The sequence below is a fragment of the Amycolatopsis sp. NPDC114503 genome, assembly GCF_055633655.1.
This window is the reverse complement of sequence record NZ_JBVKDT010000007.1, coordinates 457,071-471,469: the sequence shown is the minus strand read 5'-3', so window position 1 is coordinate 471,469 and position 14,399 is coordinate 457,071. Positions and strand designations below refer to the sequence as shown.

Below are 14,399 nucleotides of genomic sequence, written 5' to 3'. Positions count from 1 at the left end.
CTTCGTTCGGCCCGTGCGTGTTCCAGCGTAGCTGTGGTCCCAGCCAGGGAAACGGGTTTGCGGCAAGATCGCAACGTGACGTCCGCAATCCGTCTCCCCGTCGCCGTCCTGCTGCCCGGCACCGGCTCCGACGAGGTCTTCGTGCGCTCGGTGTTCGGGGGGCCGCTCGCGGCGCTGGGAGTGCCGCTGATCACGCCCGCGCCGGTCGCCGGGGCGGGGCTTGCGGAGGCGTTCCTGGCGGAGCTGGACCGTCTCGCCGAACGGCACGGGACGGTGCTGGCGGGCGGGATTTCGTTCGGGGCGCATCTCGCGGCGGAGTGGGCGGTGGCGAATCCCGGGCGTTGCGGGGGGCTGCTCGCGGCGCTCCCGGCTTGGAATGGGGAATCCGGAGCAGCACCCGCCGCGCTGGCTGCGGGCGTTACAGCGGATCTGGTGGCCGCTGAAGGGGTCGACGGGGCGGTAGCTTCGGCTGCCGCGGGGAGTCCGGGGTGGCTCGTGGAGGAGTTGGGGCGGGCTTGGCGGCGGCATGGAGACGGGTTGGAGGCCGGGCTGCGGGTGGCGGCTGGGCGGGCCGCGCCGACGGTGGAGGCCTTGCGAGGGCTGGACGTTCCGGCGGGCGTCGGCGCTTGCGTGGATGATCCGGTTCATCCCGCTTCGGTCGCCGAGGAGTGGGCGGAAGCGTTGCCCCGGGGGCGGTACGGAGAGACGTCGCTCGGCGCGCTCGGCCGGGAACGAGAAGCGCTGGGAAGGGCGACTGTTTTGGCGTTTTTGCGGGCGTTGTGAGGATGCGCCGAAAAGGCCCTCACGGAATGGTGTCCGTGAGGGCCTCCTGGAGAGCGAAAGCGGTCAGCCCTGTTGTTCGGCGATGTGCTGGGCGACCGCGTCGGGAAGGGTGATCGGGAGCGGGGTGCGCACCGGCATCGGGGAGTTGCCTCGGTCCACGACGGTGCGGCGCACGATGGCCCGCAGCACCTCGGGGGCCTGCGAAGCAGCCGATTGCGGGCCGGCGATTACGCCGCGCAGCATCCAGCGCGGGCCGTCCACGCCGACGAAGCGCAGCGCTACGTCGCCGACGATCGCGGACAGTTCCATGCCCCATTCGCCGCGGCCGATGTTGACCTTCGCGCCGTCCGCGCGCAGCTGGTCGGCGAGTTCGTTGCTGACCTCGCGCCACAGGCCGCCGGATTTCGGGGCCGCGTAGGCGCTGACGGTGATCTGCCCGACCTCCGTCACGACGTGCACCGCTCGCACGCCGCCTTCCTCCGGGTCCATTTCGACCTGCACCTGCGAGCCGTCCGGGACCGGTACGCGCACCGAGCCCAGGTCGATGCGCGGGATGCCGTCTTCCTCCGCTTCGGTGGCGTCGAACGGACCGTCGGTCGTTTCCGACAGCTGGTCCTCGGGTTCGAGCGCGTCGTCGGCTTCGGCGCTTTCGCCGCGCTGGGAAGCGACGCCCCCGGTCTCGTCGTCGCCGGACCGGCGCTTGCGTCCGAAAATCCCCACTATCGTTCCGTTCCTTCCCCGGTGCCCGCGCCGGTGTCTCCGGCGCCGGGTGCCAGTGTGGCGTGCCCGCCGGTCGAGCCGTAACCTCCCGCGCCGCGTTCGGTCTCCTCGAGTTCGGCGACCTCGACGAATTCCGCGTGCTCGACGCGCTGGATCACCAGCTGCGCGATCCGGTCGCCGCGCGCCAGCACGATTTTCTCGCGCGGGTCGTGATTGACGAGGCAGACTTTGATCTCGCCGCGGTAGCCCGAGTCGATCGTGCCGGGAGTGTTGACCACCGACAATCCGACGCGCGCCGCGAGCCCCGAGCGAGGGTGCACGAACCCGGCGTACCCGGAAGGCAGCGCGATCGCGACCCCGGTGCCGACGACCCCGCGCTCGCCGGGTCCGAGCACGATATCCGAGGTGGTGACGAGATCGGCCCCGGCGTCGCCGGGCCGGGCATAGGCGGGCGGCGGGACTTCGGGGTCGAGCCGCTGAAGGAGGACCTGAACGCTGGACACGGGCGGCGAGACTACCCTTGATGTGTGGCTGACCGCGTGAACACCGCCGCGACGGGCGTCGTCGCACACTCCGAACGCCTCTACCTCCCGTGGTGGGGCTGGCCCCTGCCGATGGCCGGAGCGATCCTGCTGGGCGTCGAAGTCCACCTGGGCTACCCGTCGATCCCCCTGTGGATCCCCCTCGCGATCGCCGTGCCCGTCATGGCCGCCCTGCTGCTCTCGCTGGGCAGGGCAAAGGTCAAGATCACCGCGGGCGACGACCCCGAACTCTGGGTCGGCGAGGCCCACCTGCCCCTGCGCTACGTCGGCGAAATCACCGTCGTGGAAAAAGACGCGAAACGCCACGCCCTCGGCCGCGACGGCGACCCCGCAGCCTTCGTCCTCCACCGCGGCTGGGTAGGCCCCGCCGTCCGAATCACGCTGACCGACCCAGCCGACCCCACCCCGTACTGGCTCTTCAGCACCCGCAAACCAAAGCGAGTAGCAGAACTTCTCCGCACCAACGCCTGACCCACGCCCCCCACCCTCACGACCGCCAAAGTCCGTGAGGGCCACCTTCACAGCCCCAGATTCCCCCAGGGTTCCCCTCACAGCCTCTCGGCCACCCGCGAACCGCCGCGGTCTCGGCCACCCGCGAACCGCGGCGGTCTCGGCCACCCGCGAACCGCCGCAGTTTCGGCCACCCGCGAACCGCAGCAGACGCACCCAACGCGTCCAGGCAGCCAGCCCCCACCCTGCACCCCGATACGAAGCCTCCCCTGCGGTTCGGGGGTGCTTGTCAAGGCATCTTTCCCGCCTTGACAAGCACCCCCGAACCGTCAGCACAATGGACTTCGGGGTGCCCCACGCAGAACCACGGCAACGTCGCCGCCAGGCGACGAGCCGCCCCCCCAACACGAGTAAAGGGGCCGACCACAACGGCCGACCCCCTTGCTTACCCGGTCTGTCCCAAGACCGCGAAAACGCTGTCCCCGTGAATCTCCCCTGGATCTCCCCTGGAAAATCCCCAGGTCAGGCGCAATCGCGGCAGATCAGCCGGCCGCCGTTGTCCTCGGCGAGCCGACTCCGGTGGTGCACCAGGAAGCAGACCGAGCAGGTGAACTCGTCCGCCTGCTTCGGCACGACCTTCACGGTCATGTCTTCCCCGGAGAGCCCGGAGAGGTCCGCGCCGGGAAGTTCGAAGTTCTCCGCGGTCGCGTCCTCGTCGACGTCGACGACGCCGGACTGGTTCTCGTTGCGCCGGGCTTTCAGCTCCTCCAACGAGTCTTCGGCCAGCTCGTCGGCTTCGCTGCGGCGCGGAGCGTCGTAGTCGGTAGCCATGGTGTCCCTCACCCCTGCGATTCAGCGTGTCGTCCTGCACCGGTTCCGGAGGCGCCCGATACCGGTCGTGCCGCTGGTCAACGTTCCAGCGCCCCTGTTTGTGCCCGGCCTGCGAGTGACCCAGGTCTCAACCTGGTTGACCTCGTCCGGCGGCCGGAGCCCGGGAAGGGTAGCTCACCGCCGGGCGCGCCTCGCACCGAGTCGGACATTGCCGCTCCAGCGTCACCCGGGAGGGGGAACGCGCAGGTGAGACGCCTGTCCTCCGTTCGGGTTGCCCCGGCGTCGCGAACGTCACCTCGCGGCCGTGTCCGCTTGCTCCCGCGGAGCCGTCCGTGGTGCGATCGCCACGGAGGGGCATTACGCGGAACGGGTGAAGGTGACCCGCGACACCGCGCGCGGCGGCGAGCGCCTAGGCTCACCGGCTACCACGCCGGTGCGTACGCTGGCGGTTACCGCGAGGCGCGGCGGGGTTACCGCGGCCGGTTCTGCGAGGGGAAGGGACGGGGCAGGTGGCGTCGGGGAACGGGTCGGGGAACCGTGGTGCGCGGCCTTATCGCAAGCACCGTCCGCTGCCCGCGTTGATCGTGATCGGCGTGCTCGCGCTCGGCGCGGTGTTCGTCTGGGTCAATGCCGTCGTGGGCCGCGGAGACGTCGACGAGGCGGTGCGCTGCAGTCCCGAGCCCAAAGCCCCGCCGGGAATCACCTACACCTCGGTGCCGCACAACGGCCTGGACGACCGCTCGCCGATGCCGCCGGACAAGGTCGCGCTGAAGGTGCTCAACGCGAGCAGCACGCGCGGACAGGGCAGCATCGCCACCAACGCGCTGCGCGACCTCGGCTTCACCGCGATCGGCGACCCCGGCAACGACCCGGCCTACCCCAAAGGCGACGCGCGCTGCCGCGGCCAGATCCGCTACGGCGACAACGGAGCCGCCGCGGCCCGCACGGTCAGCCTCGTGATCCCCTGCGCGGAGCTGGTCCACGACACCCGCAAGGACGCCACCGTCGACCTCGCCACCGGCAAGCTGTTCACCGACATCCAGCCGCGCCCCGAGGCGGTCAAGATCCTGAAGGAGCTCACCGCCTGGTCGCAGTCGCACCAGGGCGGCGGCAGCAGCGAGCAATCAGCCACTCCTGGCGCGCCGGTCATCGACCAGACGCTCCTGGCCTCGGCCCGCGCCGTCACCTGCTGACCTCGTCCGCGACGAGATCAGCAGGCACGACCCGCGGTCACACCTCTGCCGCACCGCCCTCGGCCAGCGCCGCGCGCAACTCGGCCGCGATCCCCGGCGACGCCGCGAAGGTCGAGTCCTCCCCCAGCTCCGCCGCCTCGCCCGGCAGCAGCACCGTCGCGCCCGCCTCCCGCGCCACCAGGGCCCCGGCCGCCCAGTCCCAGCGGTGCAGGCCGTGCTCGAAGAATCCGTCCAGCCAACCGGCCCCGACAGCGCACAGGTCCAGCGAAGCGGCTCCCCCGCGGCGGATGTCGCGCACGCGCCCGACCAGATCCGCCGTCAGCTTGCCCTGCCGGACCCGGCGGTCCTGCGCGTAGGAAAACCCCATCCCCACGAGCGCCAGGTCCAGCCGGTCCGCCGCGGACACCGACAGCCGGACGCCGTCCAGCCACGAACCGCCGCCGCGAACGGCCGTCCAGCGCCGCCCGCTCACCGGCTCCACGACCGCTCCCGCGACCGACACCCCGTCGATCTGCGCGGCGATCGACACCGCGAAGCCCGGCAAGCCGTAGAGGAAGTTGACCGTCCCGTCGATCGGGTCGACCACCCAGGTGACCCCGCCCGCAGCGTCGTCGGCGGAACCGCCGCCCTCCTCCCCGAGCACGTGTTCCCCGGGCCGGATCCGCGCCAGCCGCGCGCGGACCAGTTCCTCCGACTCCCGGTCCACCGCGGTCACCACGTCGGTCTCCGCCGACTTCGTGTCCACCGCGACCTCGCCGCCGGACTGCATCCGCACCCACGCCGTCCTGACCAGGTGCGCGGCCTCGACCGCGACCTGCTCGGCGGTGTCCTTCAGGTCGTTCAGCATCGCCTCGTCAACTCCCACGCCCGCCATGTCATCACATCCGGTTAAAGTCTCCGCAGCAGACTTCTGAATCGTGCGAGAAGGGACCACGTCAGTGACGGCGACCCGAGGTTTCGGAATCGACATCGGCGGCAGCGGGATCAAAGGCGCGCTGGTCGATTTGGAACAGGGACAGCTCATCGGGGACCGGCACCGGATCGAAACGCCGCAGCCGTCGACGCCGGACGCGGTGGCGGACGTCGTCGCCGAGATCGTCCGCGCGGCGGAGTGGGACGGCCCGGTCGGCGTCACGCTCCCCGCGGTCGTGAAGAAGGGCACCGCGCACACCGCGGCCAACATCGACCGCAAGTGGATCGGCACGGACGCCGAAGCGCTGTTCGCGAAGCGGCTCGGCAAGGGCGTCGAGGAAGTCACGATGCTCAACGACGCCGACGCCGCGGGCCTCGCCGAGATCCGCTTCGGCGACGCGGCCGCGCGCGCCGGCGTGACCGCGCTGCTCACCTTCGGCACCGGCATCGGCAGCGCGCTGTTCCACGACGGCAAGCTCGTGCCCAACACCGAATTCGGCCATCTGGAGGTCGACGGCCACGACGCGGAGAAGCGCGCCGCCGCCTCGGTGAAGGACAACGAGGGCCTGTCGTATCCGGAGTGGGCCAAGCGGGTGCACCGGTACCTCTCGGTGCTGGAGAACCTGATCTGGCCGGACTTGTTCATCGTCGGCGGCGGCGTCAGCAAGAAGGCCGAGAAGTGGGTGCCGCTGCTGGACATCCGCACGCCGGTGGTCGTCGCGTCGCTGCAGAACAACGCGGGCATCGTCGGGGCCGCCGCGGCCGCCGCGGAGGGCGCCGGGCGCTGAACGAGGGGTCCGCGCCGGGTCTCGGACCGGTCACCGGGAGGCGCCGGGCAGGGGTCGGAGGGTGATCGCTTCGCGACGCAGTGGGCCGGCGTCGTTACAATGGAACACGGCGCAGGAGCTGCGGAGGTAAAACCGCAGGCCGAGGCGTGTTCCCCGAATGTGAGGCAGCCGAGGTGGCGACATCTCGGCTCGTCATGATCGACCGCTGCGAAAGGGCGTAAGTGGCAGCCGCAAGAACCGCAACCCGAGGCGGGACGAAGACAGCGACCGAAGCCGGCGAGCCTGCCGACGAGGCGGCCACCGGAGCGGAGAAGTCCCCGGCGCGCAAGACCGCCGCGAAGTCGGCAGGCGCGAAGAAGACTCCGGCCAAGAAGGCTCCGGCGAAGAAGGCCGCCGCGAAGGGCGCCAAGACCGAAGACGGCGATCCCGACGGCCCGGTCGACCTCGACGAGGCCGAACTCGACAGCCCGGATCTGTCCGATCTCGAAGAGGTCGAGGTCGACGTCGTCGACGAAACGGTCAACGACGAGACCGACGACGATGACGACGACTCCGACGACGCGGACGAGGCCGAAACGGCCGAGGGTCCCGCGGGCGCGCCGGTGTCCACCGCCGCGCGCCGCCGCGCGGCCGCGGCGGACAAGGGCGGCAAGTCCTCGGACAACCCGGACTTCGTGTGGGACGAGGAGGAGTCCGAGGCGCTGCGCCAGGCGCGCAAGGACGCCGAGCTCACCGCGTCGGCCGACTCCGTCCGCGCCTACCTCAAGCAGATCGGCAAGGTCGCGCTGCTGAACGCCGAGGAGGAGGTGGAGCTCGCCAAGCGGATCGAGGCGGGGCTCTACGCCGCCGAGCGCGTGCGCACCGCCGAGGAGGAGGGCGAGAAGCTCGTCACCCAGATGCGCCGCGACCTCAAGTGGATCGTGCGCGACGGCGAGCGGGCCAAGAACCACCTGCTGGAGGCCAACCTCCGGCTCGTGGTGTCGCTGGCCAAGCGCTACACCGGCCGCGGCATGGCGTTCCTGGACCTGATCCAGGAGGGCAACCTCGGCCTGATCCGCGCGGTGGAGAAGTTCGACTACACCAAGGGCTACAAGTTCTCCACGTACGCCACGTGGTGGATCCGCCAGGCGATCACCCGCGCGATGGCCGACCAGGCCCGCACCATCCGCATCCCGGTGCACATGGTGGAGGTCATCAACAAGCTCGGCCGCATACAGCGCGAACTCCTGCAGGACCTCGGCCGCGAGCCGACGCCCGAGGAGCTCGCCAAGGAGATGGACATCTCGCCGGAGAAGGTCCTGGAGATCCAGCAGTACGCGCGCGAGCCGATCTCGCTGGACCAGACCATCGGCGACGAGGGCGATTCGCAGCTCGGCGACTTCATCGAAGACTCCGAGGCGGTCGTCGCGGTCGACGCGGTGTCGTTCACGCTGCTGCAGGACCAGCTCCAGTCGGTGCTGCAGACGCTGTCCGAGCGCGAGGCGGGCGTGGTCCGGCTGCGCTTCGGCCTCACCGACGGCCAGCCGCGCACCCTCGACGAGATCGGCCAGGTCTACGGAGTCACGCGCGAGCGGATCCGGCAGATCGAGTCGAAGACGATGTCGAAGCTGCGCCACCCGTCGCGCTCGCAGGTGCTGCGCGACTACTTGGACTGAACCGCTTCGGTTCTCGCGACAAACCCCGCCCCGCACTACGCGGCGGCGGGGTTTTTCGCGTTTACCGACAACAACGCGACGGGCGCCGTCCTGACATTTCCGCGAAATCCTTCCTTCGCCTGACCACAGTGGACACCGGCCGGTCCGGAAAACCCGGCGACGCGGGAGCCCGAGGCGAATTACGCTGCGGCACAACCGGAATCCGCCGGCCCGTTTCCGCCGCGGGAACACGCATCCGCACGTGCGACTCGGCGCGCCGCCGAGCAGCGGACGTTCCGTGCGTGTCCGTTCCCCGTTCACAACCGTTCACCCGGAACCCCCGGAACCGTTCCGGAATACTCATCGCCGGTGCACAGTCGCGCACCCACCGCGACACTGGGACCCGAACAAGAGGCTAAAGTCGGTTGTTCTCCGCCGAAGCGCGGAAATCGTGATTGTTTGGTTGCCTGAAAACGAAGATCGCAACGGCTGATCGCCATTAGGCTGCGCCCACAACGAGCGTCAGTATTGGAAGGCAGCACCGCCCAGTGTTTTCGACGAAAACTCAATCGCGAGCGAGCCAGGGAAGCCCGGCGGCGCGGAGCGGATCCTCCGGCCCCGGCGAAGCGAGGCAACTGTGATCGGGTTCCTCCTCCGCAGACTCGTCAACTACATCGCCCTGTGCCTCGTCGCGACCTTCGCGGCGTTCTCCTTGGCGTCGCTGTCGTTCAGTCCGCTGGACGCGCTCAAGCTGCGCAACCCGCCGGCTCCGCAGGCGACCATCGACGCCAAGGCCGCCGAGCTGCACCTGGACCAGGCGATCCCGCACCGGTTCTTCACCTGGCTGGGCGGCGTCATCCAGGGCGACTTCGGCCGCACCGTCGCCGATCAGGCGATCACCGACGAACTGTTCCGCCGCGCGGGCGTCAGCCTGCGGCTGTTCCTGCTCGGGATCACGATCGGCATCATCATCGGCGTGCTCGTCGGCGTGGTCAGCGCGATCCGGCAGTACAAGATCAGCGACTACATCGCCACCACGTTCTCCTTCGTGGTGCTGTCGACGCCGGTGTTCGTGATCGCCACGATCCTCAAGGCGGGCGCGCAGTCGGTCAACGACAACCTGCTCGACGGGTACCAGTTCTTCATCGTGCAGGGCGAAGGCGGCGCGATCGACGGCGGTTTCGGCGACGTCCTGCTCGACCGGCTGCAGCACATCATCGTGCCGACCCTGGCGATCGTGCTGACCCAGGTCGCCTACTACAGCCGCTATCAGCGTTCGGCGATGCTCGACGTGCTCGGCTCGGACTTCCTGCGCACCGCGCAGGCCAAGGGCCTCACCCGCAGGCGCGCGCTGTTCAAGCACGGCCTGCGCACCGCGCTGATCCCGATGGCGACGCTGTTCGCGTTCGGCTTCGGCCTGCTCATCACCGGCGGCGTCTTCACCGAGAAGATCTTCGGCTGGTACGGCATGGGCGACTGGCTGGTGACCGGCATTCAGAAGCAGGACACCAACATCGTCACCACCGTGACCCTGTTCATCGCGATCTGCGTGCTGCTCGCCGGCTGGCTCGCGGACGTGCTCTACGCCGCGCTCGACCCGAGGGTGAGGATCTGATGGCCGCCCCATTGAACGAGGCCGACCTCGCCGATTCGGCCGTCGCCGTCACCGAAACGGAGACCGCGCAGCAGGGCGGGAAGTCCTCCAGCCGCGGCAAGCTCGTCGGCCGCCGGTTCTTCCGCAACAAACTGGCCCTCGCCGGGCTGGTCGTGATCCTCCTGTTCTACGTGCTGGCGTTCACCTACAGCTGGTATTCGCCGTGGGGCTACGACGACCTCGACCCGACGTCGACGCTGATGCCGCCGGACGGCACGCACTGGTTCGGCACCAACCAGATCGGCGGCGACATGTTCGCGCAGACCATGCGCGGGCTGCAGAAGTCGCTCACCATCGGCCTGCTGGCCGCGCTGTTCTCCACCGGCGTGGCCTCGATCGTCGGCTCCGCGGCCGGGTACTTCGGCGGCTGGACCGACCGGGTGTCGATGTGGGTCGTCGACCTGCTGCTGATCCTCCCGCCGTTCCTGATCATCTCGATCCTGTCGCCCGCTTTCCGCGGCAAGACCTGGCTGATCCTGGTCGGCCTGATCGCGCTGTTCCAGTGGATGATCACCGCCCGCATCGTCCGCGGCATGACGCTGACGCTGCGCGAACGCGAGTTCGTGAAGGCCGCCAAGTTCATGGGCCAGTCCCCGTGGCGGATCATCTTCAAGCACATCGTGCCGAACATGGCGTCGCTGCTGATCATCGACGCGACGATCAACGTCGGCGTCGCGATCATCATGGAGACGTCGCTGTCGTTCTTCGGCTTCGGCGTGCAGGCGCCGGACGTTTCGCTGGGCACGCTGATCTCGTCGGGCTCCGACGCGGTCCGCACGTTCCCGTGGCTGTTCTACATCCCGGCCGGCTTCCTGGTGTTCACCGTGCTCGCGGTGAACTTCGTCGGCGACGGCCTGCGCGACGCGCTCGACCCGTCGTCCAGCCGTTCTCGGCGCAAGGAACGCAAGCGGATCGAAGAAAAGACGAAGTCGACCACGTCGACGCAGACCGTGGGAGCAGAAGCATGAGCGCCGCACTCGAACTGAGCGCGGAAACGGGCAAGCCCACCGGCACCGTGCTCGAGGTTTCCGACCTCGAAGTGTCCTTCCCGTCCGAGTCCGGCCGCGTGCACGCGGTGCGCGGCCTGAATTACCAGGTCGCCGCGGGCGAGGTGCTCGGCATCGTCGGCGAGTCCGGTTCGGGCAAGTCGGTGTCGTCGCTGGCGGTGATGGGGCTGCTGCCGCCGCAGGCGCGGGTGTCCGGCTCGATCCGGTTCCAGGACAGCGAATTGATCGGCAAGTCCGACACCGAACTGTCGAAGATCCGCGGCAAGAAGATCTCGATGGTCTTCCAGGACCCGCTGTCCGCGCTGACCCCGGTGTACACCGTCGGGGCGCAGATCGCCGAAGCGCTTCTGGTGCACGGCAAGGGCACGGTCACCAAGCAGCAGGCGAACAACCGCGCGGTCGAACTGCTCGACCTGGTCGGCATCCCGAACGCGGCGGCGCGGGCGAAGGCGTTCCCGCACGAGTTCTCCGGCGGCATGCGCCAGCGCGCGGTGATCGCCATCGCGATCGCCAACGACCCGGACCTGATCATCGCCGACGAGCCGACCACCGCGCTCGACGTGACGGTGCAGGCCCAGGTGCTGGAGGTGATGAAGACCGCGCAGGAGGTCACCGGCGCCGGCATCGTGATCATCACGCACGACCTCGGCGTGGTCGCCGGGTTCGCCGACCGGCTGATGGTGATGTACGCCGGGCGCGCGGTCGAGCAGGGTCCGGTCGACACGATCTACGCCCAGCCGCGGATGCCGTACACGCTGGGCCTGCTCGGTTCGATCCCGCGCGTCGACGCGCGGGAGAAGCAGCCGCTGGTGCCGATCGAGGGCCAGCCTCCGTCGCTGGTGGGCCTGCCGCAGGGCTGCCCGTTCGCGCCGCGCTGCCCGCTGGCGATCGACGCCTGCCGCGAGGCCGAGCCGGAGCTGTTCACGATCACGCCGGGCAATCCGAACGCGCCGGTCGACACGACGCACCGGGCCGCCTGCATCCGCACCGAGGAACTCGCCCGTCCGGAAGCGGACGCCGCCGAGGTCTACGGCGCCGAGGTGATCGAGGAGGCCGCGGTCGCGTCCGTGCCGCGTGCCCAGCGTTCGACCGTGCTCGACGTGCTGGACCTGCAGAAGCACTACGCGGTCAGCAAGGGCACCATTTTCAAGCGCAAGGTCGGCACGGTGCGCGCGGTCGACGGGATCACCTTCGACATCGTCGAGGGCGAAACCCTGGGCCTGGTCGGCGAATCCGGCTGCGGCAAGTCGACCACGCTGATGGAGATCCTCGAGCTGGCCGCCCCGGCGCACGGTTCGGTCGCGGTGCTCGGCAAGGACGTCGCGAAGCTCGCGGGCAAGGACCGCAAGTCGATCCGCCGCGACCTGCAGGTGGTCTTCCAGGACCCGATGGCCGCGCTCGACCCGCGGCTGCCGATCGGCGACATCATCGCCGAACCGATGGTCACGCACGGGTTCTCGAAGGAGCGCATCGCGCAGCGGGTGCCGGAACTGCTCGGGCTGGTCGGCCTGCGCCGGGAACACGCCGACCGGTATCCGGCGGAGTTCTCCGGCGGGCAGCGCCAGCGCATCGGCATCGCGCGGGCGCTCGCGCTGGAGCCGAAGCTGATCGTGCTCGACGAGCCGGTGTCCGCGCTCGACGTGTCGATCCAGGCGGGCGTGATCAACCTGCTGGACGAGCTGAAAGCCAAGCTGGGCCTGTCGTACCTGTTCGTGGCGCACGACCTGTCCGTGGTCCGGCACATCGCCGACCGGGTGGCCGTGATGTACCTCGGCAAGATCGTCGAGATCGGCGACGTCCGCACGGTTTTCGAGGCGCCGCAGCACCCGTACACGCAGGCGCTGCTGTCCGCGATCCCGATCCCGGACCCGGCCAAGGAGCGCGAGCGCGGCCGGATCATCCTCACCGGGGACCTGCCCAGCCCGGCGAATCCGCCGTCGGGGTGCCGGTTCCGCACCCGGTGTTTCGTCTTCTCCCAACTGTCCGAAGAGGACAAGAAGAAGTGCGTCGACGTCGAGCCGCCGCGCGAATCCCGCGCCGACGACCACGACGTGGCGTGCCACTACGCCAAAACCCGCGAAGTTGTGTAGCCACAATCCGTTGGCACACCAGAAGAAGGAAGGTACACACATGCGACGGAGAATGGCCGCACTCGTGGCCCCCGTTGCCGCTCTGGGGCTCCTGCTCGCCGCTTGCGGCGGCGGCAGCGGCGGCGGCGGCAACGGCCTGCAGGACGCCGGCACAACGGGCGTCAAGACCGCGGACATCAACGAGCAGCCGCTGGACAAGCTGAAGGACGGCGGCGACTTCAAGTGGCCGGTCGACCAGCTGCCGGACAACTGGAACTACTACCAGGTCGACGGCACTAACCTGGACGGCGCCAACATGTTCGGCGCGATCCTGCCCTACCCGTTCCCGCAGAACGCGGACGCGACGGTCGGCATGGACAAGAACTACCTGACCTCGGCCGAGATCGTCAGCCAGGACCCGCAGGTCATCGAGTACAAGATTAACCCGAAGGCCAAGTGGAGCAACGGGCGGCAGTTCTCCTGGGAGGACTTCGCCGCGATGGCGAAGGCGCTGACCGGCAAGGACACCTCCTACCAGGTCTCGCAGACGACCGGCTATGAGGACATCGCCAAGGTCGAGAAGGGCACTGACGACCTCGACGTCAAGGTCACCTTCGCGAAGAAGTTCGCGGAGTGGAAGTCGCTGTTCTCGCCGCTGTATCCGAAGGAAGCGATGGCCGACGCCAACACCTTCAACAAGGGCTGGGCGCAGAAGGCGCAGATCACCGCGGGTCCGTTCAAGATCAAGAACGTCGACTACACCGCCAAGACCGCGGTGTTCGAGCGCGACCCGAACTGGTGGGGCGACAAACCAAAGCTGGACACCGTAACCTATAAGGTCGTGGACCGGCCAGCGCTGGCGGACGCGTTCGCCAACGGGCAGATCGACTTCTACAACCTGAACAACGACATCAACGCGTTCAAGCGGGCCCAGTCGGACCCGAACTCGGTCGTGCGCCAGTCGACCTACCCCGACTACATGCACATGACGCTCAACGGAGCCTCGTCCTCGATCCTCGCGGACAAGGATCTGCGGCTGGCGGTCATGCGCGGCGTGGACACGGTGACCATCGCGAAGTCGATCCTCGGCCAGATGCAGAAGGACACGACGCCGATCGGCAACCACCTGTACCTCAAGGGCTCGAAGACCTACGAGGACAACAGCGGCCCGTACAAGTTCGACCAGAACGCGGCCAAGGCGGAGCTGGACAAGCTGGGCTGGAAGCAGTCCGGTGACCTGCGCGCCAAGGACGGCAAGCAGCTGAAGCTGCGCCTGGTGATCCCGTCGGGCACCCCGATCAGCCAGCAGACCGGCCAGATTCTGCAGTCGCAGCTGAAGGCGATCGGCGTGGGCATCGACATCGTCGCGGTCCCGTCGACCGAGTTCTTCAAGAACTACGTGAACGTCGGCAACTTCGACCTCACGCTGTTCCGCTGGATCTCGAACTCGTTCCCGATCGGCGGCAGCAAGGGCATCTACTACCTCGACCCGAAGAACGTCAACCAGAACTACGGCCGGATCGGCAGCGACAAGGAAAACCAGCTGCTCGACACCGCCGCTCAGGAACTGGACGACACCAAGCGGGCCGCGGACATCAACGCCGCGGACAAGGAGATCTGGGCGCTGGGCCACCAGCTTCCGATCTTCCAGTCGACCGGCGCCTTCGCCGTCCGCAAGACGCTGGGCAACTTCGGTTCGCCGGGCTACGCGAACGTCCCGTACGACTACGGCAAGATCGGGTTCGTGAAGTAATCCTCCCCTAGCGGGAATCGAAGGAGCGGCGCGGACTCCCCGCGCCGCTCCTTCCTTTTTGGA

Annotated in this window: 13 protein-coding genes; 9 read left to right on the top strand and 4 right to left on the bottom strand. The window is 68.9% G+C overall.

Translation table 11 applies throughout. The features are described 5' to 3' along the window. Nucleotides 1–75: 75 nt before the first annotated feature. Entirely contained in the window at nucleotides 76–783 is a 708-nt protein-coding gene (locus ACZ7OI_RS30390; protein ID WP_470267542.1) for an alpha/beta fold hydrolase, read from the top strand. 63 nt (nucleotides 784–846) lie between these two features. Here ACZ7OI_RS30390 and ACZ7OI_RS30385 read toward each other — a convergent pair whose 3' ends face one another. Both ACZ7OI_RS30385 and dut read right to left on the bottom strand, forming a co-directional pair. Further along, a complete protein-coding gene (locus ACZ7OI_RS30385; protein WP_470267541.1) occupies nucleotides 847–1,503 on the bottom strand; it encodes a DUF3710 domain-containing protein in 657 nt (218 codons plus the stop codon). Beyond that, on the bottom strand, nucleotides 1,503–2,006 hold the full coding sequence (dut, locus tag ACZ7OI_RS30380) for a dUTP diphosphatase (RefSeq protein ID WP_344267559.1): 504 nt from the start codon (nucleotides 2,004–2,006) through the stop codon (nucleotides 1,503–1,505). The genes ACZ7OI_RS30385 and dut overlap by 1 nt, the downstream gene beginning before the upstream one ends. A 24-nt stretch (nucleotides 2,007–2,030) precedes the next feature. Between dut and ACZ7OI_RS30375 the strand changes: the two genes are divergently transcribed. Then, nucleotides 2,031–2,516: a DUF3093 domain-containing protein gene (locus tag ACZ7OI_RS30375; RefSeq protein WP_470267540.1), complete on the top strand. Its 486-nt coding sequence runs from the start codon at nucleotides 2,031–2,033 to the stop codon at nucleotides 2,514–2,516. 501 nt (nucleotides 2,517–3,017) lie between these two features. On the opposite strand, the gene ACZ7OI_RS30370 is transcribed toward ACZ7OI_RS30375, so the two are convergent. After that, nucleotides 3,018–3,326: a DUF4193 domain-containing protein gene (locus ACZ7OI_RS30370; RefSeq protein WP_013224476.1), complete on the bottom strand. Its 309-nt coding sequence runs from the start codon at nucleotides 3,324–3,326 to the stop codon at nucleotides 3,018–3,020. Nucleotides 3,327–3,835: 509 nt separating this feature from the next. Here ACZ7OI_RS30370 and cei point away from each other — a divergent pair. Then, nucleotides 3,836–4,519: an envelope integrity protein Cei gene (gene cei, locus ACZ7OI_RS30365; protein ID WP_470267539.1), complete on the top strand. Its 684-nt coding sequence runs from the start codon at nucleotides 3,836–3,838 to the stop codon at nucleotides 4,517–4,519. 37 nt (nucleotides 4,520–4,556) lie between these two features. On the opposite strand, the gene ACZ7OI_RS30360 is transcribed toward cei, so the two are convergent. Further along, a complete protein-coding gene (locus ACZ7OI_RS30360) occupies nucleotides 4,557–5,393 on the bottom strand; it encodes an inositol monophosphatase family protein (RefSeq protein ID WP_470267538.1) in 837 nt (278 codons plus the stop codon). A gap of 64 nt (nucleotides 5,394–5,457) precedes the next feature. Here ACZ7OI_RS30360 and ppgK point away from each other — a divergent pair, with 64 nt between their 5' ends. From ppgK to ACZ7OI_RS30330, 6 genes are all read left to right on the top strand, one after another. Next, on the top strand, nucleotides 5,458–6,219 hold the full coding sequence (gene ppgK, locus ACZ7OI_RS30355) for a polyphosphate--glucose phosphotransferase (RefSeq protein ID WP_470267537.1): 762 nt from the start codon (nucleotides 5,458–5,460) through the stop codon (nucleotides 6,217–6,219). A gap of 221 nt (nucleotides 6,220–6,440) precedes the next feature. Further along, on the top strand, nucleotides 6,441–7,874 hold the full coding sequence (locus ACZ7OI_RS30350; protein WP_470267536.1) for an RNA polymerase sigma factor: 1,434 nt from the start codon (nucleotides 6,441–6,443) through the stop codon (nucleotides 7,872–7,874). Nucleotides 7,875–8,490: 616 nt separating this feature from the next. Beyond that, nucleotides 8,491–9,468, top strand: a complete 978-nt coding sequence (locus ACZ7OI_RS30345) for an ABC transporter permease (protein WP_470267535.1) — start codon at nucleotides 8,491–8,493, stop codon at nucleotides 9,466–9,468. Beyond that, nucleotides 9,468–10,475, top strand: coding sequence for an ABC transporter permease (locus ACZ7OI_RS30340; RefSeq protein ID WP_470267534.1), 1,008 nt, complete (start codon nucleotides 9,468–9,470; stop codon nucleotides 10,473–10,475). Before ACZ7OI_RS30345 ends, ACZ7OI_RS30340 begins: the two co-directional genes overlap by 1 nt. Then, nucleotides 10,472–12,604, top strand: coding sequence for an ABC transporter ATP-binding protein (locus ACZ7OI_RS30335; RefSeq protein ID WP_470267533.1), 2,133 nt, complete (start codon nucleotides 10,472–10,474; stop codon nucleotides 12,602–12,604). Before ACZ7OI_RS30340 ends, ACZ7OI_RS30335 begins: the two co-directional genes overlap by 4 nt. 40 nt (nucleotides 12,605–12,644) lie before the next feature. Further along, nucleotides 12,645–14,336, top strand: a complete 1,692-nt coding sequence (locus ACZ7OI_RS30330; RefSeq protein WP_470267532.1) for an ABC transporter family substrate-binding protein — start codon at nucleotides 12,645–12,647, stop codon at nucleotides 14,334–14,336. Nucleotides 14,337–14,399: the final 63 nt, after the last annotated feature.

Excerpts from the sequence above, each read along its gene's own strand:
- ACZ7OI_RS30370 (WP_013224476.1), bottom strand. The coding sequence starts at position 3,326 with ATGGCTACCGACTACGACGCTCCGCGCCGCAGCGAAGCCGACGAGCTG.
- ACZ7OI_RS30360 (WP_470267538.1), bottom strand. The coding sequence starts at position 5,393 with ATGGCGGGCGTGGGAGTTGACGAGGCGATGCTGAACGACCTGAAGGAC.
- ACZ7OI_RS30340 (WP_470267534.1), top strand. The coding sequence starts at position 9,468 with ATGGCCGCCCCATTGAACGAGGCCGACCTCGCCGATTCGGCCGTCGCC.
- ACZ7OI_RS30335 (WP_470267533.1), top strand. The coding sequence starts at position 10,472 with ATGAGCGCCGCACTCGAACTGAGCGCGGAAACGGGCAAGCCCACCGGC.
- ACZ7OI_RS30330 (WP_470267532.1), top strand. The coding sequence starts at position 12,645 with ATGCGACGGAGAATGGCCGCACTCGTGGCCCCCGTTGCCGCTCTGGGG.